The sequence below is a fragment of the Lentzea sp. NPDC092896 genome (assembly GCF_044754905.1).
GTDB lineage: Bacteria > Actinomycetota > Actinomycetes > Mycobacteriales > Pseudonocardiaceae > Lentzea.
In genome coordinates, this window is record NZ_JBIVPX010000001.1 from 1,174,933 (window position 1) to 1,197,970 (window position 23,038).

Here is a 23,038-nt window from a genome sequence, read left to right on the forward strand (position 1 = left end):
CCACACCATCAGGCGACAGCGGCCTTCTCAGGGGCCTTGGCCTTGCGCGACGCCGGGTCGATCAGCAGGCCGAACACCACGCCGATGCCGACGTAGAGCGTGGCGAGCTGGGCGAGCGAACTGAGGCGGAACTGCCACAGCACGTTCACCGGCATGTCCGCGGGGATCGTGTCCGGCGGCGCGGGGAACGCCAGCAGCACCACCGCGACGGCCGCGGCCACCGCGAGCAGCACAGCGGTCGTCCGCACCGGCTGCGACTGGGCGCGCAGCTGTTCGGCGAGCCAGCTCGCGGCCCACACGATCACCAGTCCGGCCACCACGACACCGAGGTAGAGCGCGGTCCGGTAGTTCACCGTCTCCGGGTCACCCACGGCCGGCGGGTTGGCCGGGTACTTGAGCCACGGCAGCAGCGCCACGGCACCGAACACCGCGGCCCCGAACGCGAAGCTGCGGCTGAACGGCGTGCGGTCGGCGAACCAGCGCTTCGACAGCGCGTAGGCCGTGGCGAACACGAGGCCCACCGCGATGCCGACGATCACCACGCCGAGCATGCCGCCCACGACCTGGGCGCCACGGCTGACCAGCTCTTCCTCGCCGCCGTGCGTGTGGCCGGCCTCTTCGCCGGCGGGTGCCCGTGCCTCCTCGACCGCGAGCGCGGCGCGAATCGGGATCTCGGTCACCAGCAGCTGCACGAGCGCGGAGGCGACGCCAGCAATACCGCCGGCCGCGACTCCGCGCAGCGCAAGGGACTTGTACGTCGTCGTCATGTCTTCCCTGCCTGGGATCGGGGGATCAGTGGCAGGGGACGCCGAGCGCGTGGCGGCCGTCGTGGAAGAACTCGTGCAGCAACTCGGAACCCGCGCCGAGCGCGAGACCGTTCTCCTGCAGGACGAGGTACGTGACGATCAGGCCGAGAAGTGCGGCGGCGAACGCCCACTTGGGCACCTGGACGGCGGACAGATTTGCTGCGGGGCTCGTCATGACGGGCTCCTCCATACCTCGTGGAAGGTCAACTCTCCTTGCGGCGCCGCAGCCGGTCTCCTGACTCCCGGATCAACGCTGCCCCCGCGTCTTCCCAGCCCTCTCGCGAGGACCAGTGACGTGCTCGGCGGGGATCGCTTCCCGGTCACAGTGGCGAGGACCGCGCCGGATTTTCACCGGCTTCCCGTCACTGCGGCGCGTGCACCGTAAGTTGATCCATCGGTTAAGCACAACCGGCCATAAGAGTTGTTGCGTTCCTCACTTCACGAGTGGACAGTCACCACACTTCCCACCTGCGGCGACGCGGTAGTAGAGACAACACGACCGACGCCGGAACGTGACCTCGCCGGGAAAACTGAGGAATTCTCCCGCCTGTTCGAACGGCGGTGAGCTCATGAGCCGTTCGCCGCGTTCTTCCGCTTCCTCGGCGGTGAGCATGCGTGCGCGCACAACCATTTTGAGCGCGCCCGCGACGTTCGACATCGCGTTGCCCCACAACAATCCACGCGCCACCGGCGTGACGGCCTGGATCGCTTCCACCACCGGTTCGAGCGCCTCTGCGGCCTTCGGGCCCAGTCTCGGCTGGTCGATGCGGACGCTCAGGCCGTTCGCGGGGTGGTGCTGCCACCAGAGGTTCTCCGGGCGGACGTCGATCGGGATGCCCGCGGCCGTGAGCGGGCTGAGCAGCCGTGCCGTGTAGCTGAGGAAGAACAGGCTGGCCGCTACGCGTGGTTCCTCCGCTTTGTACCGGATCGCGATCGCGTCGATGGTGTTCTTGAGCGCCGGACCTTCCAACAACGCCGTTCCCGGCAGCCAGGACTCGTCCGGGCGGCCCACGTCGAGCGCGAAGAACGGGTTGATTCCGCGCACCCGGCGCAGTGCTTCGAGGACCTCGGCGAACTCAGACACAGAAGTTCACGCTACTGGGTGTCCATGCAGGACAGATCACGTCCACGGCCTGGGACAGATGTGACCGCGGTGTGGACGGGGGTCGCCGGGATGGGAGGATGTCATGCCGTGAAGACCTTCGATTCCCTGTTCGCTGAACTGACCGAACGAGCCGCCACCAAGCCGGAGGGTTCCGGCACCGTTGCTGCGCTCGAGGCCGGGGTCCATGCGCAGGGCAAGAAGGTCCTGGAGGAGGCGGGCGAGGTCTGGATCGCCGCCGAGTACGAGTCCGACGAGAAGCTCTCCGAAGAGATCTCGCAGCTGCTCTACCGCCTCCAGGTGCTCATGCTGGGCCGTGGGCTCACCCTCGAAGACGTCTACAAGTACCTCTGACGGAAAAGACTTTCACATGCTGCGCGTTGCAGTCCCGAACAAGGGCGCGCTCGCTGAACGCGCCTCCGCCATGCTCACCGAGGCCGGCTACCGGCAGAGGCACGAGCCGCGCGACCTGACCGTGCTCGACAACAACAACGACGTCGAGTTCTTCTTCCTGCGCCCCAAGGACATCGCGATCTACGTGGCGTCCGGCGACCTGGACCTCGGCATCACCGGCCGCGACCTGGCCGCCGACTCGGGCGCCGACGACAACGGCAACTCCGTCGAGGAGCTGCTGGCGCTGGGCTTCGGCTCGTCGACCTTCCGCTACGCGGGCCCTCGCGGCACCGACTGGAAGGTCTCCGACCTCGAGGGCAAGCGCCTCGCCACCGCGTACCCGAAGCTGGTGGGCCGCGACCTCAAGGCCCGTGGCATCACCGCGAAGGTGATCCGTCTCGACGGCGCCGTGGAGATCTCGATCCAGCTGGGCGTGGCCGACCTGATCGCCGACGTGGTGGGCTCCGGCCGCACCCTGCGCCAGCACGACCTGGTGCCGTTCGGCGAGCCGATCTGCCAGTCGGAGGCGGTGCTGATCCACCGCAACGGCTCGGAACTCACGGCCGCCAAGAAGCAACTGACGGCACGCCTGCAGGGCGTCGTGTTCGCGCAGCAGTACCTGATGCTCGACTACGACTGCCCGCGTTCGATCCTCGATGACGCGATCGCGCTGACTCCGGGCCTGGAGTCGCCGACCGTCGCGCCGCTGGCCAACCCGGACTGGGCGGCCGTGCGGGCGATGGTGTCGCGCAAGGAGGCGAACCAGGTGATGGACGAGCTGGCCGCGATCGGCGCCAAGGCCGTGCTGGCCTCGGACATCAGGTTCTGCCGGCTGTGATCACGGAGCACGCCCTGCTGGACGTGCTGCCAGGTTCCGCCGAGGAGTTCGAGTGGGCGTTCGGCGAGGCGCGGGAGCTGATCTCCGCCTCGCCGGGCTTCCGCGGCCTCGAACTGCTGCGGTGCCTGGAGACGCCGTCGCGCTACCTGCTGCTCGTGCGCTGGGACTCTCTTGAGGATCACACGGTGGGCTTCCGGCAGGGGCCTTCGTATGAGAAGTGGTCCGCTTTGCTGCACCGCTTCTACTCGCCGTTCCCCGTGGTGGAGCACTACGAGAGCGCGCTGAGCACCTCTTCGTCCGTGGTCTGAGCGAAGCTGTCGTACCAGCGGCTGACCGCGCCGAAGCGGCGCGGGAGCAGGAGCGCGATCACCGGCGTCGTGAACGTGGCCAGCGATTCTTTGGCGGCCACCGGGACGGCGAGGGTCGTGGTCCGCGGTTCGTGCTGGGCGATCCAGTGCAGCGCCGCCTTGGCCGTGACGCCGGTGGCCAGGCCGTCGTCCACGAGGATCACGTCGCGGTCCTTGAGGGTGAGCGGCTTGTCCCCGCGGTAGAGGGCCGTGCGTCTTCTGGCTTCTTCGCGTTCCTCGTCGCAGGTGCGGCCCAGTTGTTCTTCGGTGAGGTCGAGCGCTCTCAGCACTCTCGGGTCGTAGATGGGCTCGCTGTCCGCGGTGACGGCGCCCACGCCGTATTCCGGATGGCCTGGGGCGCCGATCTTGCGTGCCACGACCACGTCCAGTTCGGCGTTGAGGTGGCGGGCGACTTCTTTGGCGACTGGGACGCCGCCTCGGGGAGGCCCAGGACCAGCGGGTCGTGCCAGGGGAGGTCGGCGAGTCGCGCGGCGAGGGCGCGGCCCGCTTCCTGCCGGTTCGCGAACCTCTTCACAGTCAGGCTGACGCTAGCCCCTCCGGGCTCAGTCGAACAGGCCGGCGACGTCGGTGGTCATCGAGACGAAGCCCGAACCGGTGGCGATGATGGCAAGCCAGAACAGCATCGTGCCCCGCCTGGTCTCGGCGGCGTCGGCGGGACGGGCTTCAGCTCGCGGCGCCGGCCCTGAGTTGTGGACCTGGACGCGCTCGTGCCGGCCGAAGTGCGCCCGGAACTTGATCCAGGTGTGGCGGCTGCAACCGAACAGGACGCCGTTCGCCGTGTTGCGGCACGGCAAGCCCTGCCTGGTGGTCACCGCGCAGGTGACGGGATAGAGCACCGCGATGATCCAGCAGGCCGTCGCCACGGCGAACGAGCCGGTCCACACCGCCCGCGCGTAGTTCCCGTGGTGGAGCGCGACGACGCAGCCGACCGAGAGCGCCACCACGAGCAGGAAGTAGAAGGTCTTTCTCTGCCTGCGGGTCTTCTTCGCCATCGTGTTCCCTCCCCGCTTCCACCCTGGCTGACCGCACGCGTGCGGCGGTAGAGCCCGGCAGAGGGACGAGGGATCGCGCGGTGTCGCGATCACTGGGGTTGCTGGTGAGGTTGCGACTCCCGTTGTGTCCTGTGAGGTATCAGCGTTCGCGCACGAACAGCGCCTGCGCCGTCGTGCCCACCGGCCCCTCCACGTCGTGCACCACGCTGGTCGCGAGCCCGACCCCGTCCGGCCCGATGGTCGTCCGCGCGTCCATGCCGACCCACTCGCCGACGGGACGACGGTGCAGGTGGACGGTCAGGTCGGTGTTGATGGCGTACCACTTGCGAATGTCCACACGGGACGAGACGCCGCTGGCCGAGTCGACGACGGAGAACACGCGCTCTTCCGGTGAGGGTTCGAAGCCCTCTACGACGGCCACGCGCGGGCGGGCCCACACCTGGGCGTCGCCCGGCGTGAAGATGCCGCCCGACACGGAAAGCCACTCGACCGCGGCCAGGTAGCCGCCGCCCCAGTGGTCCGGGATCTCCATCGGCACGGCGGAAGCGGGTGGTGCGAGAGCGGGGACTTCGCCTCCCGCTACGGCGGTGGTGTCCGAGCCGACGATGCGCCACGCACGTGCCGTGAGGACCGGGCGGCCCTCAAAGGAGAGCGAGGCGGCGAGCAGTTCTACCGAGCGGCCTGGGCGTTCGACCGAAGTGGACACCGTGAGGTCGGCCACCGGGACCGGGCCGAGCACCTCGAACGTCACGCGGGCCAGGGCGGAGGACGGGTTGCCCAGGGTGAGCAGAGAGCGCACCAGCAACGCCGAGGGCGGGCCGAGGTGCTGGCTGTCCGGGCCCCACGGGCCGACGGTGTGCGCCGTGGAGCGGTACGTGTCGTTGCCCAGCGGCAGGTAGAAGGCCGTCATCAGTCGCGGTCCTGGAGGGTCTCGGTGTCGTCGGGCTCCGGCCAGCCGGGGTAGGGCGGCGGGGTGCCGTCGAACGCCGGGCAGAAGGCCTTGTGGTCGCAGTAGTCGCACAGGCGGCTGGGGTTGGGGCGGAAGTCGCCCGTCGGGGCCGCGCGCATGATGGCCTGCCAGATCGCGTCGAGGGTGCGTTCGAAGCGGGCCAGTTCGGACTCGTCCGGGGTGTAGGCGAGGGCCTGGCCGTCGGCCAGGTACATCAGGCGCAGCTGGCGGGGGACGACGCCGCGCAGCTTCCACAGCACCAGCGCGTAGAACTTCATCTGGAACAACGCCTTCGCCTCGCCCACCTCACGGGGGGCGGCGCCGGTCTTGTAGTCCACCACGCGGATCTCACCCGTCGGGGCCACGTCCACGCGGTCGATGTAGCCGCGCAGCAGCACGCCCGACGGCAGTTCGGACTCCACGAGCAGCTCGCGCGACTCCGGTTCCAGGCGCCGGGGGTCTTCGAGGCCGAAGTAGCCGTCGAGCAGCTTCGTGGCGGACGCCAGCCACTCCGCCTCCTCCTCGCTGCCCTCCACCTCGAACAGCGTCGAGAACTCCGGGCGCTCGGCCTTCACGCGCTCCCAGGCCGGCGTGATCATCGAACGCGCGCGGTCGGGCACGCGGTCGGCGGCGGGCAGGGCGAACAGGTCTTCCAGCACCGCGTGCACCACCGTGCCGCGCACCTGCGCCTTCGTCGGCCTCTCCGGCAGCCGGTCGACCGCGCGGAACCGGTAGAGCAGCGGGCACTGCTTGAAGTCCCCTGCCCGGGAAGGCGAGAGCGCGGGCCTGCGCAACGTGGTGCTCATGGTTCGCACCCTAGGACAGAGGTCTGACAATTCTGCGAGCAGCACCAGACCGCGGGATCACACCCGGAGCCCTACAGTTCACCCGTGGCCGCGCGGATCAGTGAACGAGAGGGCGGCCTGCTGCTGTTCCGGGTGGCGGGCATCCCGGTGGTCCTCGCGCCGTCCTGGTGGATCGGCTCGGCGATCGTGGTGGCCTTCTACGCGCCGCTCGTCGACGATCTCGCCCCCGGCACGCCGCCGGGAGTCGGTCTGTTGCTCGCCGCGCTCTTCGCGATCTTCCTCGGGCTGAGCGTGCTGGCCCACGAACTCGGCCACTGCGTCGCGGCGCTGCGGCTCGGGCTGCCGGTCAGAAGACTGCGCCTGTACCTGCTGGGCGGCCTGTCCGAGATCATGCGCACGCCCGGCAAACCCAGCCACGAGGGCGTGGTCGCGGGCGCAGGGCCGATCGTGTCCGTCGCGCTGGCGGCGATCTTCGGCGTCGGCGCGCTGGTCATGGAACCCGGCGACGTCGTGTGGGTGCTGGTCTTCCAGATCGCCGCCGCGAACGTCGCCGTCGCCGTCTTCAACCTCCTGCCCGGTCTGCCGCTCGACGGTGGCCGGATCGTGCGGGCCGGCGTGTGGGCCGTGACGGGGCAACGGGCGATGGGCACGCGCGTCGCCGTGGTCGGTGGGTTCGCCGTGGCCATCGCATTGGTGGCGTGGGCGCTGTACGGCGTCGCGGAAGGCGCGGACGACCGTTGGTTGCGTTTCGGCGTGTGCGTGCTCACGGCGTGGGTCGTCGTCGCCGGCGCGAGGAGCGAACTCGCGAGCGAGCGCCGCCGCACGTGGCCCGCTGGTGTCACCCTCAGCGACCTGATCCTGCCGGTGCTCCAGCTGCCGGCGGAGAGCCCCGTCGCGGACGCGCTGAGCACGTCGGCCGGCCGGGGCGTGGTGCTGGTGCGGGCCGACGGGGTGGCGGCCGGTCTGCTCGACACCGAACTGGCCAGAAAGCTCGCCGCCGCAAGTCCTTTCGCTCCCGCGGAGCAGGCGGCCGAGCCGATCCTGCCCGAGACCGTGCTGCTCGCCGACGAGCCCGGTGAGGAGATCGTCGAACGCGTCCAGGGCACCGCCGCGTGGCAGTTCCTCGTCGTCGACCTGGAGGGCCGCCCGGCGGGCGTGCTGCGCAGGGAGGACCTGCGTGCGGCCATTGAGAAGGGCGTTTGACACCATTGCGCGGTGATTAGCGCAAGTGGACCGTTCCAGCCGGGTGACCGGGTACAGCTGACCGACCCCAAGGGCCGGCACTACACGGTCGTTCTCGAACCCGGCAAGGAGTACCACACCCACCGCGGCGCCATCCCGCACGACAAGCTGATCGGCCAGCCCGAGGGCTCGGTCGTCGCGTCGGTCGGCGGCACGAACTTCCTGGCGCTGCGCCCGCTGCTGCCCGACTACGTGCTGTCGATGCCGCGCGGCGCGCAGGTCATCTACCCGAAGGACGCCGCGCAGATCTGCATGTACGGCGACATCTTCCCGGGCGCGCGCGTCCTGGAGGCGGGCGCGGGCTCCGGCGCGTTGTCGTGCTCGCTGCTGCGCGCGGTGGGGGAGAAGGGCAGCGTCCAGTCCTACGAGGTGCGCGAGGACCACGCGGTGCACGCCATCCGCAACGTGGAGACGTTCTTCGGCGAACGCCCCGGCAACTGGTCGATCACCGTCGACGACGTGAAGAACCACGAGGGCGAGGTCGACCGGGTCATCCTCGACATGCTCTCGCCGTGGGAGGTCCTGCCCTCGATCGCGAAGAACCTCATCCCCGGCGGCGTCCTGGTCGTCTACGTCGCCACCACCACGCAGCTCTCGGTCGTCACCGAGGCGCTGCGCGAGATGACGTGCTTCACCGAGCCCCACGCGTGGGAGACGCTCGTCCGCCCGTGGCACGTCGTCGGCCTGGCCGTGCGGCCGGAGCACCGGATGATCGGGCACACGGCGTTCCTGCTGACCACGCGCAAGCTCGCGGACGGCGTGACGGCGCCGCGTCCGCAGCGCCGGCCCAGCAAGGGCTGATCCCGGACGTGAAAGGGCCCCGCACCTCACCGAGGTGCGGGGCCCTTTCACGCGTCAGATCAGTTGCCTTCGAGCTTGTCGATGCCGCACACCGTCCACTTGCCGCCTTCCTTCGACAGCTTGTAGATGATGGCGCCCGACGTGGTCTTGCCGGGGTTGGCCGGATCGGCGAGCCCGGTGAGGCTCTGCCGGAACGTGCCCGTGCTGCCCGACGTCCTGACCTCCGACACGGTGGCCCTCACGCTCGGGTTCGGTTTGGTGGTCTGCGCCTTCAGCTTGGGGAACTCCGCCGTGCACACCAGGTCCTTGACGTCGTTCGGCGTGCTGGTGCCCGCGTGAACGCCCTTCAGGATCTTGTCGGTGAACTCGTTCGCGACGTCTTCGGCATCGCTGTCACCGCCGCTCGACGAGCTCTTCGACGACGGCGCGGTCGGCTTCGTGCTGCCGTCCGCCGGCTCCGTGTTCGTGTTCGACGACGCGGTGTTCGTGCTGCTCGGAGAGTCGTCGCCGGAGAGCAGGACCGCGGCCGTGATACCGCCGCCGACCACGACCAGCACGCCGACGACGACGCCGATGATCAGGCCCGTGTTGCTCTTCTTGGGAGGCGGAGGACCGCCGAACCCGCCGTAGCCGGGCTGCTGGCCGTACGGGGGCTGGCCGGGCGGCTGCTGCCCGTACTGACCCTGCTGCTGGAAGCCGCCGCTGGGCGGTCCCTGCCGGCCGAACGGGTCCTGCTGCGGCTGCCCGTACTGACCGGGACCGGGCTGCTGCCCGTATCCCGGCTGCTGGCCGTACTGGCCGGGCTGCTGTCCGTACCCCGGCTGCGGCTGCTGGCCGTAACCGGGTTGCTGCGGCGGCTGCTGCCCGTAGGGCCCTGGCTGCTGCGGCGGATAGGTCATGACGAATTCCCCCGAGGTGGATGAACCGACTGCTTCCCGGCTAGCGGGTCGTCGGGACCTTGATGTCCTTGACCAGGATGCAGACCTTCCACTTGCCCGACACCTTCTTGAACTTCGTGTCGGAGTCGACGGTCTGGGTCTGGCCGCCGTAGTCCGCGGTGACGGTGATCTTGACGGTCGCCTCGTTGCCGGAGACGGTCGCGCTCTTGTACACCATCTTGGGCACCGGGAGCTTCTTCATCTCCTCGGCGAGCTTCTTCTGCTCAGGGGTGGCGTTCTTCTCGGCCTCCGCGGCCTCGTCGAGCATCTCCTGGCAGGCCATCGACTTGGCCTTGCTCTCGTTCTTCGAGGTCGCCGCCGCGATGTACTCCTCGGCGGCTTTCTTGACGTCGGCCTCGTCGTTGCCGCCGCTGCTGCCGTTGTCGCTCGAACCCGAGTCCGGCGACGAGCTGCTGGAGTTGCTCGAGCTGTTGCCGGTGAGCATGACGGCGGCCGTGATGCCACCGCCGACGAGCACCAGCACGCCGATGACGACGCCGATGATCAGGCCGGTGTTGCTCTTCTTGGGAGGCGGAGGGCCGCCGAACCCGCCGGGCTGGCCGAACGGCTGCTGACCGTAGGGCTGCTGGCCGTACTGACCTGGCTGCTGCCCGTACTGGCCCTGCTGGAAGCCGCCGCTGGGCGGTCCCTGCTGGCCGAACGGGTCCTGCTGCGGCTGGCCGTACTGGCCTGGCTGCTGTCCGTGTCCCGGTGGCGGCTGCTGGCCGTAGCCGGGTGGGGGCTGCTGGCCGTACCCCGGCTGCTGCGGCGGCTGCTGCCCGTAGGGACCTCCGGGCTGCGGCGGCTGCTGCCCGTACGGCCCGGGCTGCTGCGGCGGGTAGGTCATGAAACTCCCCCGATGCGGATGAGGTGATCTTTCGCTGGACATTGTCGTACTTCGCCGGACTACTCGCGGGCGAATGGGGTCTATCGACCCGCACGAGTGGTTATGCACACGCCCTGTACCCGCGATCTGGCCGCGCAAAGGTCGTGTCTGATAACGATTGTGGCAACTCCACCGGGATTTGAGCGCGATGCTCTGCGCTGTCGGGGTGGTGCGCCGGTCGCGTCGGCGAAACCACCCGGTTGGCCGCACGCCCTCCGGAGGCATCGGAGCCTCGCTCGCGCGGGTCCTCCGACGGGCACGAACGGGGTGGGTTGCGGTGCGTGACCGCCGATCGGACCAATGTCTGGTCCACCTGGTGGGACGATGGCGGATTGCCGCCCGTCGACGGGTCGTGGCCCATACCAGGTGTGCTCGTGATCGTCCGAGGGTGGTCGCGGACCGTAGGGGCCGGGTGCCCGCACAGGTGCTCCCATGACCCTCTCCTCGGACTTCTCGCAGGTCGTCTGGCGTGTCGCGGCGCGAAACGCCGATGGTGGTTTCTGAGACGCACCGTAGCGGTTGGGCGGTCGGACCGGACACCGAGATGGAGCAGTTGACCTCAGTTGGAGGGTTCACCGTTGCACCACACGAGCGAAGATGATGTTGTGAGTACCCCATTTTGTCGGTGATCGCCGGTACCGTAATCGGTACGAACACGGGAGGAGGGTGCCGACATGCAGCACGGTCATCCCGGCAGCCAACCCGATGAGGGTGGCGAGCTGAACCAGGGCAACAATTCTGCTGAGCTGACTGCGCAGATCAGGTTCCTCGAGGACGAGATCGCGTCGTTGCGTCGCAAGCTGACCGAGTCGCCGCGGCACACGCGGTTGCTCGAGCAGCGCTTGGCTGAGGCGACAGAGCGCGTCAGCCAGCTGACCGAGCGAAACACGAAGCTCATAGACACCCTCCGCGAAGCACGAAGCCAGCTGCTCGCGCTGCGTGAGGAAGTCGACCGGCTGGCGCAACCGCCCAGCGGGTACGGCGTCTTCATGGCACGTTTCGACGACGGGACCGTGGACGTCTTCACGTCCGGCCGCAGGATGCGCGTAGCCGTGTCCCCCGCGGTCGAGCCGGAGAAGATCGCCTACGGCCAGTCCGTGCGCCTCAACGAGGCGCTGACGGTCGTCGAGGCCGGCGGGTTCGAGCGTTCCGGTGAGGTCTGCTCTCTGCGGGAGGTGCTGACCGACGACGACGGTCTGGACACCATCTCGCGCGCGCTGGTCGTCGGCCACGCGGACGAGGAGAGGGTGGTCTGGCTCGCCCAGCCGCTGCTCGACTCGCCGCTGAAGCCCGGCGACTCGCTGCTGGTCGACTCGAAGGCGGGTTTCGCCTACGAACGGGTCCCCAAGGCCGAGGTCGAGGACCTCGTGCTCGAGGAGGTCCCGGACATCGACTACAGCGACATCGGTGGCCTCTCCCGGCAGATCGAGCAGATCCGCGACGCCGTGGAGCTGCCGTTCCTGCACGCCGACCTGTTCCGCGAGTACGAGCTGCGCCCGCCCAAGGGCGTGCTGCTCTACGGCCCTCCCGGTTGCGGCAAGACGCTCATCGCCAAGGCGGTGGCGAACTCCCTGGCCAAGAAGGTGCGGGAGATCCGCGGCGAGACCGACAAGCAGGCCAAGTCCTACTTCCTCAACATCAAGGGCCCCGAGCTCCTCAACAAGTTCGTCGGTGAGACCGAGCGGCACATCCGCCTGATCTTCCAGCGGGCTCGTGAGAAGGCGTCCGACGGCACCCCGGTGATCGTGTTCTTCGACGAGATGGACTCGATCTTCCGCACCCGTGGTTCGGGTGTGTCGTCCGACGTCGAGACGACGATCGTGCCCCAGCTCCTCGCCGAGATCGACGGCGTCGAGGGCCTGGAGAACGTCATCGTCATCGGCGCCTCCAACCGCGAGGACATGATCGACCCGGCGATCCTCCGCCCCGGCCGACTCGACGTGAAGATCAAGATCGAGCGACCGGACGCCGAGGGCGCGAAGGACATCTTCAACAAGTACCTGACGCCCAACCTCCCGCTGCACGCCGACGACCTCGCCGAGTTCGGCGGGGACCCGAAGGCCTGCATCGAGGGCATGGTGCAGCACACCGTGGAGCGCATGTACGAGGAGTCAGAGGACAACCGGTTCCTGGAGGTCACCTACGCCAACGGTGACAAGGAGGTCCTGTACTTCCGGGACTTCAACTCCGGCGCCATGATCCAGAACATCGTCGACAGGGCGAAGAAGGCGGCGATCAAGTCGCTGCTGGACACCAAGCAGCCCGGACTCTCCGTCCGGCACCTGCAGGCCGCCATCCTCGACGAGTTCGCCGAGAACGAGGACCTGCCGAACACGACGAACCCGGACGACTGGGCTCGCATCTCGGGCAAGAAGGGCGAGCGGATCGTCTACATCCGCACGCTCGTCACCGGGAAGAACCAGGACGCCGGCCGCGCGATCGACACGGCCACGAACACCGGCACGTACCTGTAAGACCGCTTCACCGAACCGCCCCGGTCGCTGCACACGGCCGGGGCGGTTTCTCGTTCAGACCAGGCCGGACTCGTAGGCCGCGATCACCAGCTGGGCGCGGTCACGGGCGTGCAGCTTCGCCAGCAGGTTCCCGATGTGCGTCTTCACCGTGCCGGGACTGACGTGCAGCTCGGCCATGATCTCCGCGTTCGACCGGCCGCGGGCGATCAGCAGCAGGACCTCCTTCTCCCGTTCGGTCACGCGGTCCAGCCCGCGCACCACGGGCGAGGCGGGCCGCCGGACGAACTCGGAGATCAGCCGGCGCGTGACCGTCGGCGACAGCAGCGACTCGCCGGACGCCACGACCCTGACGGCGGCCAGCAGTTCGGCGGGTGGTGTGTCCTTGAGCAGGAAACCCGAGGCCCCGGCCCGCAACGCGCCGAAGACGTACTCGTCCAGGTCGAACGTGGTCAGCACCAGCACGCGGGGGCCGTCCAGCAGCCTCGTGGCCTCGATGCCGTCCATCTCGGGCATGCGGATGTCCATCAGCACGACGTCCGGCTTCGCAGTGGACGCCAGCGCGACGGCCTCGGCGCCGGTGCCGGCCTCGCCGACCACGGTCAGGTCAGGTTCGTTGTCGAGGAGCAGGCGGAAGCTGGCGCGCAGCAACGCCTGGTCGTCGGCGATCAGCACGCGGATCATCGGTGCGGCAGTTCCGCGACGACCCGGAAGCCGCCGGTCTCGCCGGGGCCCGCGCTGAACGTGCCGCCGTACACGGCCACGCGTTCACGCATGCCGATCAACCCGTGTCCCACTCCGAGCTCCCTCACCCCAGGCCCGTCGTCCGCCACGTCGACGCGGACGGCTTCCGGTGTCACCTCTACCAGCACCGTGCACGCCGCGGGTGCCGCGTGCTTCACGACGTTCGTCAGCGCCTCCTGCACGATCCGGTACACCGACAGCCCGACCCCTTCCGGCACGACGGCGTCGCCCCGCACGTCCAACGTGACGCGCACCCCGGCGAGCGATGCCCGGTCCGCGAGGTCGGCCAGTCCGCCGAGGCCGGGGGAGGGCGCCAGATCGGCGTCGGACCGCAGCACGCCCAAGAGCCCCCGCATCTCGGTCAGCGCCGCGCGGCTCGTCTCGGAGATCAACTCCAACGCCTGGTAGGCGTGTTCGGGTGAGCGCACGTGTGCGGCGTTGCCGGCCTGCACGGCGATGAGGGACAGGTTGTGCGCCACCACGTCGTGCAACTCGCGGGCGATGCGCAGGCGTTCGTCGGCCAGGGCCTGCTCGGCCTGCTGGGTGGTCTCGCGTGCCAGGAACGAGCGCCGCAGCCGTGTCGTGTAGCCGATCACCCACACCGCTCCGAGCACGGCCAGACCGACCAGGAGGGTCTCCGGTTCGCCTCCGGAGACACCGGAGACCGCGACGACGGCGACCACGAGAGCGGCCAGCGACCACCTGCGGGTGCGTTCGACCGCCACCGTGTAGAGCCCGAAGCAGACCGCGCCGACCGGAGCGCCGAGCGCCTGGACCGGCAGCAGCTGGGTCATCACCACCGCCACCGTTGCCGCCGTGGTGATCGCCAGGACCGTCAGCGGCCACCACCGGCGCACCGCGACGGGCAGCGCCACCAGCACGGCACCAGGAAGGACCAGCCACCACGGCTTGTCCTGGTTCTCCACCATGGCGTAGGCGACGAGCACGCCGATCACCACGGCGGCGGTCAGGTCGACCAGGTAGAGGTGCAGTTTGGCGATCACACCGACGACGTTAACGAGCCGTCGGGCGGCGCGCCTCGGACCAGGGTCCGATTCCCGGGATCGGAGCAGAGGCCGATCCGCCTGGAACGCGGGAGCGCCAACCTGTTCCGCATGATCGAGGTGCGGAACCTGACGAAGAGATACGGCGACACCACGGCCGTCGAGGACCTGTCCTTCACCGTCCACCCTGGACTGGTGACGGGCTTCCTCGGCCCGAACGGCGCCGGCAAGTCCACGACCATGAGGATGATCCTCGGCCTGGACCGGCCATCGGGCGGTGAAGCCCTGATCGGTGGCAAGCGCTACCAGGACCTGGACCGGCCGTTGCGGCACGTCGGCGCGTTGCTCGATCCCGCCGCCGTGCACCACGGCCGCAAGGCCCTTGACCACCTGCTCTGGATCGCCGCCAGCAACGGCATCGGCGCCAAGCGCGCGGTCGAGCTGCTGGAGCAGGTCGGCCTGGGAGGCGTGCGGCACAAGCGGATCAGGGCGTTGTCGCTCGGCATGAAGCAACGGCTCGGCGTCGCGGCCGCGTTGCTGGGCGACCCCGGCGTGCTGATGTTCGACGAACCGGTCAACGGCCTCGACCCCGAGGGCGTGCGGTGGATCCGCGACCTCATGCGAGGGCTCGCGAAGCAGGGCCGCACGGTCTTCGTCTCGAGTCACCTGATGAGCGAGATGGCGCTGACCGCCGACCACGTCGTGATCGTCGCAAGAGGACAGCTGGTCAAGGAGACGCCGATGGAGGCGTTGACCCGCAACGGTTCGCTGGAGGACGCCTACCTCGAACTCACCTCCGGGAGGGGACTGTCATGAGCTCGTCCCTGAAGGATCGAGCTTGCCGGCCGCCGCGAGCGGCGGTTGTCAGGCTTGCTGCTGCCGTCCTGGCTGGCTGCCAGGACGGACGCTGCGTCTGGACGCATGACTTCGCCCCGGCACACGACGCCGCGTGCCGCGATGTTGTGTGCCGCGTTGTGGTCGGCGTGCCCAACGAAGTCACACCGGCCACACTGGAACACCGCTTGACTGCGGCGGTTGCGTTTGTCGACGTGCCCGCAGGCGTGGCAGGTCTGCGAGGTGTAGGCCGGATCGACCTGCACCACCATCACGCCGGCCTGCTGGGCCTTGTAGGTCAGGAACTGACCGAGCTGGGCGAACGCCCAGGAGTGCAGCGTGGCCCGTTGGGGCTTGCGAAGCCGTACCCGGACACGGATTCCCGTCAGTTCCTCGACGGCGATCCCGCGTCCGGTGCGTTCAGCCTCGGCCACGATGTTCTTGCTGATCCGGTGGTTCACGTCGGCGGCGAACCGGGCCTCCTTGCGGCGGCGTTTCTTGAGCAGCCGTCGCGCGGAGGAGGTCTTCTTGGCCTGCAACCGCTTCCGGATTCGCTGCTGGCGCTTGCGGTAGCGGTTCAGGCGCGACCCGCAGTACCGGTCACCGTCAGAGGTGGTCGCGATGTTGACGATTCCCAGGTCGACCCCGAGGAACCCGTTCACCGGTTCCCGCCGGGGTGCCTCGGGACTGTCGACGACGGCGTGCAGCAGCCACACCCCGTCCCGGTGCAGCAGATCGGTCTCGCCGATCGCCGGTCGGGACCGCAACAAGGCGAGATGCCTGGGGTTTCCGACGATCCGCACACCGCGGAGCCGACCGGCGGTGGTCCAGATCGACACTGTCCCGTCGCGGCCCGCGTCACCGAGTTGCCAGGACAGGCAGCGGGCGTCGAACGGCTGCCCCGCCTGTGGACGGAACCTGATCGGCGAGTTCTCGATCTTACGGCGCCGATCCGACCCAAGGGGCCCGTAGTCGCCCGCTTTGAGGTTGGCCCGCAAAGTCGTGTAGGCGTCCACGGTCTTGCCGATCACCCGGATCGCCGGCCGCGCGGCCAGCCCGAACCGCTCCCGCAGTTCGGCGTAGAAGCGCTTCTGCACATCGAACTTCCGGAACACCTGGTCGGCGTGCATCCTCTCGGACAGCCACGACGCTGCCGTGTTGCAAGCGCGCAGCGTGTCGGCCAGCGCCGTTACCTGCTCGGGCGACGGCAGCAATCGCACCTGCACCGCCTGCATCACGTTGATCACCATAGCGTTGGTCTACGTCACCAGGGTGGGAACTCGACCCCGACGTACGCAGGGGACGCAGTGTCATCCACAACGTTCACGTCCACCTGCTCTTCGTCACCGGGTACCGGCGTGGCGCGTTCACCGAGGAACTGCGCGAGTTCGACGGCAAAATTGACCACGTGCACTCCCCGCCCGGTCTGGCTCTGTCCACTCTGGGCAACAGTCTCAAAGGCGTCTCCTCTCGACGCCTTCGGCAGGAATTCTCCGCGCACATCCACCGCCGATACCTGTGAGGGCAGCACTTCTGGTCGCCCTTCTACTTCGCCGGCTGGCCGCACGCGCAAGCCGGGATCCGCTCCTCCTAGCCGTAAACGACCAGGCTTCCGCCGATTGGAGTTCAGGTGAAGAACGCGCTCGCCGCGGAGTGGCTCAAGCTCCGCACCGTCCGCTCGTCGTACGGGCTGATCATCACCGTCGGCCTGATGGTGGTCGCGGGCGCGCTGCTGTCGTGGCTGATCGTCCAGGACTACGACACCTCGCCGGCCGCGGAACAGGCGAGGTTCGCCTCCGCCGACAGCAGCGTGGTGATCACCCCGGTGGTCCAGTTCCTCGTCGCCGCGCTCGGCGCCCTGGTCGCGACCTCCGACCCGAGGCTGACCGCGCTGACCGCCGTGCCGGACCGGAAACGCTTGCTGGTGGCCAAAAGCGTGCTCGTCGCCACCACGGCCGTGGTGGTCGGCGCGATCACTCTGGCACTGAGCGTCGGGTCCAGTTGGCTGATCATGGGGGACCGGCCGCCGCCGATCGCGCCGTGGGACGGCCTCGGCGACGCGCTGCCGTGGGCGGGCGCGGCCGTGCTGTCGATCCTGGTGACCGGACTGACCGGCCTGGGGATCGGGCTCGCGGTGCGGTCGACGGCCGTCACGATCGTGGTGGTGGGCGTGCTGCTGTGGGGTCTGCCCGCCATCACGCCGATGCTGCCGGAGCCCTGGAACATGGACGCGTCCGCGGTGATGGTGCCGTACCTGGTGTGGGAGGTCGCCGGGGTCGTGAACGACGCACCGCTGGGTCCATTGGCCGCCGCTGCAGTTTTGGCCGTTTACGTACTGGTGACGCTGGGTGCCGGAACGGTGACTCTTCTGCGACGAGACGCTTGACTCGCTCTTGGGGTGCCCCTAAGGTCATCTATACCTTTAATCGGTAAGGAAACTTACCTAACTAATCCGCCGCCGGCATCCGAGAGGAGACGCTGTATGTCCTGGCAGAAGTCTGTGGTGGCGTTCGCCGCGGCAGTCGTGCTCCCGCTGACCGGTGCGATGGCGGGAAGTTCCGTCGCCGCCGCTCCCGAGGGCACCTTCGCCGCTGCCGCGCTGCCGCCGGGTTCGCCCGCGGCGGTCAACGGTCAGCTCAAGGTGTGCGGCGTGAAGCTGTGCAACAAGAACGGCAAGCAGATCCAGTTGCGCGGCATGAGCACGCACGGCATCCAGTGGTACTCCCAGTGCGTCAAGACCGCGTCGCTGGACGCGCTCGCCAACGACTGGAAGGCGGACGTCCTCCGCATCTCGATGTACATCCAGGAAGGTGGCTACGAGACCAACCCTCGCAAGTTCACCGACCTGGTGCACGGCTACATCGAGGAGGCCACCAAGCGCGGCCTCTACGCGCTGGTCGACTGGCACCAGCTCTCGCCGGGCGACCCGAACGCCAACACCGCGCGCGCCAAGACCTTCTTCAAGGAGATCGCGCAGCGGCACAAGGACAAGACGAACATCATCTACGACATCGCCAACGAGCCGAACGGCGTGACGTGGGCGAAGGTCAAGTCCTACGCGGAGGCCGTCATCCCGACGATCCGCGCGGAGGACCCGGACAGCCTCGTGCTCGTCGGGACGCACGGCTGGTCGACGTTCGGCCTGTCCGACGGCAAGAACATCAACGAGGTCAGCCAGAACAAGGTCAACGCCTCGAACCTGATGTACACGTTCCACTTCTACGCCAAGGACCACCGCGACTCGTACCTCAACGCGTTGAAGACGGTCTCGAGCCAGGTGCCGGTCTTCGTCACCGAGTTCGGTTCGCAGGAGGCCTCCGGTGACGGTCCCAACGACTTCACCATGGCGAACAAGTTCATCACGTTCATGAAGGACGCGAAGATCTCCTGGACCAACTGGAACTTCTCCGACGACAACCGGACCGGCGCGGTGTTCAAGAGCGGCACGTGCTCCGGCAGCGGCTTCACCGGTGAGGGTCCCCTGAAGGACGCCGGCAAGTGGGTGCGCAACCACATCCGCACCGCCGACGACTTCTGATCCTTCTGTTCGACCGACCCCGGCGGGTCACGTGAGCGGCGGTCCTTCGGGGCCGCCGTTTACCGTTGTCGGCATGGCACAACTCGCGCTCGGTCTCGCCTCCCTCGGTCGTCCCGCCTACATCAACCTCGGCCGTGAGGACGCGCTGCCCGCCGTGCGCGACGTCGAGTCCATGCGCGCGCAGTGCCACCTCGTGCTCGACACGGCCTACGAACTGGGCATCCGGTGGGTCGACGCGGCCCGTTCGTACGGGCTGTCCGAGGACTTCCTGGCGTCGTGGCTGCCCGGTCATGACGACGTGACGGTCTCCAGCAAGTGGGGCTACGCCTACACCGCGGACTGGCGGCCGGACGCCGAGGTGCACGAGGTCAAGGAGCACTCGCTCGCCCGTTTCACCCGGCAGTGGCAGGAGACCACGGCCCTGCTGCCCCGGGTCGATCTCTACCAGGTGCACTCGCTGACGGCCGACAGCCCGTTGTTCGGCGATCGCGCGCTGCAGGACGCGATGGCCGGGATCGGGGTGCCGCTGGGCTTCTCGACGTCCGGGCCGCGCCAGGCCGACGCCATCCGCAAGGCGCTGGAACTCGGGATCTTCCGGTCCGTCCAGTCCACTTGGAACGTGCTGGAGACCTCGGCGGGCGAGGCCCTGCGGGAGGCGCACGACGCCGGGCTGCGCGTGATCATCAAGGAGGGCGTGGCCAACGGACGGCTCGCCGTCGACCCTCCGCAAGCGGTTGCGGCCCAGGCGAAAGCGCTCGGTGTCGGCCCGGACGCGGTCGCGCTGGCGGCGATCGCGCGGCAGCCGTGGGTGGACGTCGTGCTGTCCGGCGCGGCGAGCCCCGGCCAGCTGCGGTCCAATGTGGACGCGCTGCGGATCGACGCCGACCTGCCGGATCTGGCCGAGCCCGCGGAGCGGTACTGGAAAATCCGTTCCGGCCTCAGCTGGAACTAGTTACCGTGGCGCGGTGAGCGATGCGCCCGTCGAGGCTTTCGAACCCCCTTACTACGCGGTCGTCTTCACCACGGTGCGGACACAGGAGCAGAGCGGTTACCGCGACACCAACGCGCGCATGGAAGAGCTGGTGAAGGACGTCCCCGGATATCTCGGGATGGACCACGCGCAGAACCCCGGCGGACTCGGCATCACCGTCGCGTACTTCCGCGACGCCGACGCCCTCACGCAATGGCGGACCAACGCCGAACACCAGGCGGCGCAGCAGCGCGGGCGCGCCCACTGGTACCAGAGCTACACGATCCACGTGGCGAAGGTGGAGCGCAGCCACAGCTTCACGCGTTCCTAGCCCGTCGCAACCACTCCCGGCCGATTTCCCGGCCGTCCGGCACGAGCGGCCAGCCCGGGTCCTCGATCTTGCCGCGCAGCTCGTCCGCGTCCATCCACCCGCCCCAGGCGACCTCCTCGGGCTGGTGGGTGAACGGGCCGTCGCTGCGCGTCTCGTAGATCCACGCGTGATAGCGCGTCTGCTCGTCGACGTAGGTGGTCCGGAAGAGCGGCGTCAGCGGGGTCTCGACACCGAGCTCCTCGCGCAGTTCGCGGACCGCGGCCTCGTCCGGGGTCTCGCCCGCGTCGATCACGCCGCCCGCCGCGTAGTCGTACAGGCCGGGGAAGATGTCCTTGGTGTCGGTGCGGCGGTGCACGTAGATCCGGTCGCCGTCGCCCGAGTGCACGACGGTCAGGACGCAGCCGTGCCAGAGGTTCTCGGCGCGCATCCGTTCGCGGGTCACCTCGCCGATCACGTTCGCGGCCTCGTCGTAGAGGTTGATCATCCCCGTGTCCTCCTGTGGTCGTACGCGAGCTTGCTACCCCAGTCCGACGCCCGCTGATCGCCTTCCTTCCTACCTTCGTGAACGTCAGACGTCACCGAGGAGGATTCGTGTCCACTTCCCTGCGGCTCGGCGTTGCCGAGTTCCGCGCCCGGCCGGGCCGCGCGCTGCTGCCCGGCGTCGCGCTCGTCGTCGGCGTCGCCTGCCTGCTGGCCGCCCTCGTGCTGAGCGACGCGCTCACCAGGTCGGTCGACGAGGGCGCGCCCCTCACACCGTCGTCGGTGAGCCACGTGGTGGACACCAAACCCGTCGAGTACGACGCGGGCGCCGAGGCGAACCGCCCGAAGCTCGACGACGCGTTGCTCGCGAAGCTCTCCTCCGTCGGCCGTGCCGTGCCGGTGCAGGTCGCCCAGGCCGACCTCCTCGACGGCAACGGCCGGGCGGGGGAGCACCGCGCCGAGGTGCACGTCCAGCAGCCCGACCTGGTGCGCTGGCCGCTGGCCGAGGGCAAGGCCCCTGCCGCCGACGGTGAGGTCGCCGTCGACAAGATCACCGCGTACGAGCGGAGCCTCAAGCCCGGCGACAGGATCAAGCTCGCCGCGGCGGACGGCAAGCCGGTCGAGATGACCGTCAGCGGGATCATGAAGAAGGGCGGCGTGGACGCGCGGCCGATCCTGGTCGCGGGACCGGATCTCGCGAAGAAGCTCGACCCGCAGCCGTTCACCAAGGAGATCTGGGTGATCGGCGGGGCCAGGGACGCCGTCGCGAGCGCGGCGGGCGCGTCCTACGTCGTGTGGGATCCGGCGCCGGACGCGGACAGCATCGGCAACGAGCTGACGTTCCTCCTGCTGCCGTTCAGCGTGCTCGCGCTCGCCACGGCGGTGTTCGTCGCGGCGGCCACGTTCCGGGCGGTCTACGCGCAACGCCAGCGGCAGACGGCGTTGCTGCGGTGCATCGGCGCCCAGCGCGGGCCGTTGGTGCGCAGGAGCCTGTTCGAGGCGTTCGTGACGGGTGCGCTGGCGGGTGTCGCGGGCGCGCTGCTGGGCGGGCCGATGGCGTGGCTGCTGGCCAGGACGTTCGACGTCACCGGCATCTCCGTGCTGTTCGGCGCGGTGGAGCTCAGCCCGGAACTGCTGCCGTCGCTCGGGTACGTGATCCTCGGAGTCGTCGTCGCCGCGCTGCTGAGCGTGATGGCGGCTGTCCGTCCCGCGATCAACGCCGCGCGCGTCTCGCCGTTGGCCGCTCTGCGCGACGCGGAGAACGAGGTGCCGCCTCGATCCGTGCGCCGCCTTCGGCTCGTGTTCGGTGTGCTGTTCACCGGTGGTGCCGTGCTGCTCGCGATGGCGGCGATCGCGGCCAAGGGCACGTCCGCCGCCCCACTGGCCGTCACGTTCTCCGCGATCGCCGCGGTGACCGGCCTGTTCTGGATCCTCGGCCCGGTCACGGTCCCGCTCATCGCGCGCCTGTTCGGCAGGATCGGGGGCACGCAGTGGAAGCTCGCCGGCGCCGAGGTGCGCAGGATGCCGCAGCGGTCGGCCTCGGTGGCGCTGCCGTTGCTCCTGGCGAGCTCGATGGTGACCTTCTTCCTGGTCGTGCTGGGCGGGGCGGAGGAGCTGACGTTCCAGTACGCCAACGAGGAACGTCCGGACGCGACCGTGGTGGACGCGGGCGACCGGCCGCTGCCGCAGATCCCCGCACAGCCGGGCGTGGCCGCGAGCGTCGTGCTGCACAAGACCGGTGACGGCGCCGCGAGCGTGGACCCGGAGCAGTTCAGGACCTGGCTCAGGGCGCAGAACGTGTCCGGTGCCGACCAGCTCGTCGCCGGTACCGCGATCGTGCCGCCGCACTGGGAGGACCGGCCGTTCGTCGAGGCCGACGGCAAGCAGTACAAGGTCGTCGGCACGATCCCCGGCAGCATCACCGGCTACACGCCGATCATCGCCGGCGCCACGTCGGGACCGGCGGACAAGGTGCTGGTCGCGTTGAAACCCGGCGTCGACCCCGCCCAGTTCCGCTCGGAACTGCAGGCCGCGCTGCCGAACAACCCGACCGTGATCGTGCAGACCGACGCGGACGAACGGGCCGAGGCCGCCCGGTACATGCACCTGGGCACCGTGCTGATGATGGTGCTGCTCGGACTGTCCGTGGCGGTCGCCGTGACCGGCATCGGCACCGCGCTGACCATCTCCGTCCAGGAACGCCGCAAGGAGCTCGCGCTCAGGCGCGCCTTGGGCGTCACTCAGGGCGGACTGCAGGGCGGAGTCATCGCTGAAGCGATCATGTTGGCCCTGGTCGGGGTGATCGGGGGAGGCGTGCTCGGGTTCGCCTACGCGGAGGTCGCGTTTCTCTCGATCGGCGTCCCGCTGACGCTGCCCGCTCTCAAGGTGGTGTTGCCGCTGGTCACAGGCGCGGCCATCGTCGTCCTGCTCGCCGTGGTCGCCGCTTTCGGGCCGTCTCGCGGCGCGTCCCGGATTCGTCCTGCCGCCGGACTGGCGTCCGGGTGAATAGGGTGAGGGGAGCTTCAACGCGAAGCTCCCCTCACGC

At 69.2% G+C, this 23,038-nt stretch carries 25 protein-coding genes, 1 pseudogene and 1 riboswitch; of the genes and pseudogenes, 13 read left to right on the forward strand and 13 right to left on the reverse strand.

Features of this window, described 5'->3' with window-relative positions; genetic code table 11:
• Window positions 1-8: 8 nt before the first annotated feature.
• From ACIQF0_RS05190 to ACIQF0_RS05200, 3 genes are all read right to left on the reverse strand, one after another.
• A complete protein-coding gene (locus ACIQF0_RS05190) occupies window positions 9-767 on the reverse strand; it encodes a CbtA family protein (protein ID WP_401024657.1) in 759 nt (252 codons plus the stop codon).
• 25 nt (window positions 768-792) lie between these two features.
• Complete coding sequence (locus ACIQF0_RS05195; RefSeq protein WP_330277318.1) at window positions 793-981, reverse strand: CbtB-domain containing protein; 189 nt, start codon at window positions 979-981, stop codon at window positions 793-795.
• Window positions 982-1,013: 32 nt separating this feature from the next.
• Window positions 1,014-1,205, reverse strand: a riboswitch (cobalamin riboswitch).
• Between the two features lie 34 nt (window positions 1,206-1,239).
• Window positions 1,240-1,890, reverse strand: coding sequence for a (2Fe-2S)-binding protein (locus ACIQF0_RS05200; protein WP_360033045.1), 651 nt, complete (start codon window positions 1,888-1,890; stop codon window positions 1,240-1,242).
• Between the two features lie 108 nt (window positions 1,891-1,998).
• Here ACIQF0_RS05200 and ACIQF0_RS05205 point away from each other — a divergent pair, with 108 nt between their 5' ends.
• Genes ACIQF0_RS05205 through ACIQF0_RS05215 form a run of 3 tightly spaced genes read left to right on the forward strand, consistent with a single transcriptional unit; the run spans window position 1,999 to window position 3,447 of the window.
• Window positions 1,999-2,262: a phosphoribosyl-ATP diphosphatase gene (locus tag ACIQF0_RS05205; RefSeq protein ID WP_089912086.1), complete on the forward strand. Its 264-nt coding sequence runs from the start codon at window positions 1,999-2,001 to the stop codon at window positions 2,260-2,262.
• Between the two features lie 16 nt (window positions 2,263-2,278).
• A complete protein-coding gene (gene hisG, locus ACIQF0_RS05210) occupies window positions 2,279-3,139 on the forward strand; it encodes an ATP phosphoribosyltransferase (RefSeq protein WP_360033048.1) in 861 nt (286 codons plus the stop codon).
• Window positions 3,136-3,447, forward strand: coding sequence for an antibiotic biosynthesis monooxygenase family protein (locus ACIQF0_RS05215; protein WP_401024662.1), 312 nt, complete (start codon window positions 3,136-3,138; stop codon window positions 3,445-3,447). The genes hisG and ACIQF0_RS05215 overlap by 4 nt, the downstream gene beginning before the upstream one ends.
• Here ACIQF0_RS05215 and ACIQF0_RS05220 read toward each other — a convergent pair.
• From ACIQF0_RS05220 to ACIQF0_RS05235, 4 genes are all read right to left on the reverse strand, one after another.
• Window positions 3,408-3,956, reverse strand: a complete 549-nt coding sequence (locus ACIQF0_RS05220) for a phosphoribosyltransferase (RefSeq protein ID WP_401027700.1) — start codon at window positions 3,954-3,956, stop codon at window positions 3,408-3,410. The genes ACIQF0_RS05215 and ACIQF0_RS05220 overlap by 40 nt on opposite strands.
• A 93-nt stretch (window positions 3,957-4,049) precedes the next feature.
• Window positions 4,050-4,499 (reverse strand): hypothetical protein, encoded by a 450-nt coding sequence (locus tag ACIQF0_RS05225; protein WP_401024665.1) that lies wholly within the window; start codon window positions 4,497-4,499, stop codon window positions 4,050-4,052.
• 139 nt (window positions 4,500-4,638) lie between these two features.
• On the reverse strand, window positions 4,639-5,409 hold the full coding sequence (locus ACIQF0_RS05230; protein ID WP_401024668.1) for a thioesterase family protein: 771 nt from the start codon (window positions 5,407-5,409) through the stop codon (window positions 4,639-4,641).
• Complete coding sequence (locus tag ACIQF0_RS05235; protein ID WP_360033067.1) at window positions 5,409-6,254, reverse strand: PD-(D/E)XK nuclease family protein; 846 nt, start codon at window positions 6,252-6,254, stop codon at window positions 5,409-5,411. Before ACIQF0_RS05235 ends, ACIQF0_RS05230 begins: the two co-directional genes overlap by 1 nt.
• A gap of 84 nt (window positions 6,255-6,338) precedes the next feature.
• On the opposite strand from ACIQF0_RS05235, the gene ACIQF0_RS05240 reads away from it, so the two are divergent.
• Both ACIQF0_RS05240 and ACIQF0_RS05245 read left to right on the forward strand, forming a co-directional pair.
• Window positions 6,339-7,457 carry a site-2 protease family protein gene (locus tag ACIQF0_RS05240; RefSeq protein ID WP_401024672.1) on the forward strand — a complete coding sequence of 373 codons (1,119 nt, stop codon included), beginning with the start codon at window positions 6,339-6,341 and terminating at the stop codon, window positions 7,455-7,457.
• Window positions 7,458-7,469: 12 nt separating this feature from the next.
• Window positions 7,470-8,297: a tRNA (adenine-N1)-methyltransferase gene (locus ACIQF0_RS05245; RefSeq protein ID WP_360033073.1), complete on the forward strand. Its 828-nt coding sequence runs from the start codon at window positions 7,470-7,472 to the stop codon at window positions 8,295-8,297.
• 59 nt (window positions 8,298-8,356) lie between these two features.
• On the opposite strand, the gene ACIQF0_RS05250 is transcribed toward ACIQF0_RS05245, so the two are convergent.
• Window positions 8,357-9,196: a hypothetical protein gene (locus ACIQF0_RS05250; RefSeq protein ID WP_401024675.1), complete on the reverse strand. Its 840-nt coding sequence runs from the start codon at window positions 9,194-9,196 to the stop codon at window positions 8,357-8,359.
• Between the two features lie 40 nt (window positions 9,197-9,236).
• The gene (locus ACIQF0_RS05255) at window positions 9,237-10,082 is read right to left on the reverse strand and encodes a hypothetical protein (RefSeq protein ID WP_401024678.1); all 846 of its coding nucleotides are present in this window, start codon (window positions 10,080-10,082) and stop codon (window positions 9,237-9,239) included.
• 713 nt (window positions 10,083-10,795) lie between these two features.
• On the opposite strand from ACIQF0_RS05255, the gene arc reads away from it, so the two are divergent.
• The gene (gene arc / locus ACIQF0_RS05260) at window positions 10,796-12,595 is read left to right on the forward strand and encodes a proteasome ATPase (RefSeq protein ID WP_093587965.1); all 1,800 of its coding nucleotides are present in this window, start codon (window positions 10,796-10,798) and stop codon (window positions 12,593-12,595) included.
• 54 nt (window positions 12,596-12,649) lie between these two features.
• Here arc and ACIQF0_RS05265 read toward each other — a convergent pair whose 3' ends face one another.
• Both ACIQF0_RS05265 and ACIQF0_RS05270 read right to left on the reverse strand, forming a co-directional pair.
• Window positions 12,650-13,276, reverse strand: a complete 627-nt coding sequence (locus tag ACIQF0_RS05265; protein ID WP_401024681.1) for a response regulator — start codon at window positions 13,274-13,276, stop codon at window positions 12,650-12,652.
• Window positions 13,273-14,340: a sensor histidine kinase gene (locus ACIQF0_RS05270; RefSeq protein ID WP_401024684.1), complete on the reverse strand. Its 1,068-nt coding sequence runs from the start codon at window positions 14,338-14,340 to the stop codon at window positions 13,273-13,275. The genes ACIQF0_RS05265 and ACIQF0_RS05270 overlap by 4 nt, the downstream gene beginning before the upstream one ends.
• A gap of 111 nt (window positions 14,341-14,451) precedes the next feature.
• On the opposite strand from ACIQF0_RS05270, the pseudogene ACIQF0_RS05275 reads away from it, so the two are divergent.
• A pseudogene (locus ACIQF0_RS05275) lies at window positions 14,452-15,099 on the forward strand (ABC transporter ATP-binding protein); the annotation flags it as partial.
• A 20-nt stretch (window positions 15,100-15,119) separates the two neighbouring features.
• Here the strand turns inward: ACIQF0_RS05275 and ACIQF0_RS05280 are convergent.
• Window positions 15,120-16,424 carry an RNA-guided endonuclease InsQ/TnpB family protein gene (locus ACIQF0_RS05280; protein WP_401024686.1) on the reverse strand — a complete coding sequence of 435 codons (1,305 nt, stop codon included), beginning with the start codon at window positions 16,422-16,424 and terminating at the stop codon, window positions 15,120-15,122.
• 128 nt (window positions 16,425-16,552) lie between these two features.
• Between ACIQF0_RS05280 and ACIQF0_RS05285 the strand changes: the two genes are divergently transcribed.
• The 5 genes from ACIQF0_RS05285 to ACIQF0_RS05305 all read left to right on the forward strand — a co-directional run bounded on the left by ACIQF0_RS05285 (window position 16,553) and on the right by ACIQF0_RS05305 (window position 20,013).
• Complete coding sequence (locus ACIQF0_RS05285) at window positions 16,553-16,696, forward strand: transposase (protein ID WP_401027703.1); 144 nt, start codon at window positions 16,553-16,555, stop codon at window positions 16,694-16,696.
• A gap of 108 nt (window positions 16,697-16,804) precedes the next feature.
• Window positions 16,805-17,560 carry an ABC transporter permease gene (locus ACIQF0_RS05290; RefSeq protein WP_360033089.1) on the forward strand — a complete coding sequence of 252 codons (756 nt, stop codon included), beginning with the start codon at window positions 16,805-16,807 and terminating at the stop codon, window positions 17,558-17,560.
• 96 nt (window positions 17,561-17,656) lie between these two features.
• Entirely contained in the window at window positions 17,657-18,712 is a 1,056-nt protein-coding gene (locus tag ACIQF0_RS05295) for a glycoside hydrolase family 5 protein (RefSeq protein WP_360033092.1), read from the forward strand.
• 73 nt (window positions 18,713-18,785) lie between these two features.
• A complete protein-coding gene (locus tag ACIQF0_RS05300; RefSeq protein ID WP_401024690.1) occupies window positions 18,786-19,664 on the forward strand; it encodes an aldo/keto reductase in 879 nt (292 codons plus the stop codon).
• Between the two features lie 13 nt (window positions 19,665-19,677).
• The gene (locus ACIQF0_RS05305; RefSeq protein ID WP_401024693.1) at window positions 19,678-20,013 is read left to right on the forward strand and encodes an antibiotic biosynthesis monooxygenase family protein; all 336 of its coding nucleotides are present in this window, start codon (window positions 19,678-19,680) and stop codon (window positions 20,011-20,013) included.
• Here ACIQF0_RS05305 and ACIQF0_RS05310 read toward each other — a convergent pair.
• A complete protein-coding gene (locus ACIQF0_RS05310; RefSeq protein ID WP_401024696.1) occupies window positions 20,000-20,497 on the reverse strand; it encodes an NUDIX hydrolase in 498 nt (165 codons plus the stop codon). The genes ACIQF0_RS05305 and ACIQF0_RS05310 overlap by 14 nt on opposite strands.
• 107 nt (window positions 20,498-20,604) lie before the next feature.
• Here ACIQF0_RS05310 and ACIQF0_RS05315 point away from each other — a divergent pair, with 107 nt between their 5' ends.
• Window positions 20,605-22,998 (forward strand): FtsX-like permease family protein, encoded by a 2,394-nt coding sequence (locus ACIQF0_RS05315; protein WP_401024699.1) that lies wholly within the window; start codon window positions 20,605-20,607, stop codon window positions 22,996-22,998.
• Window positions 22,999-23,038: the final 40 nt, after the last annotated feature.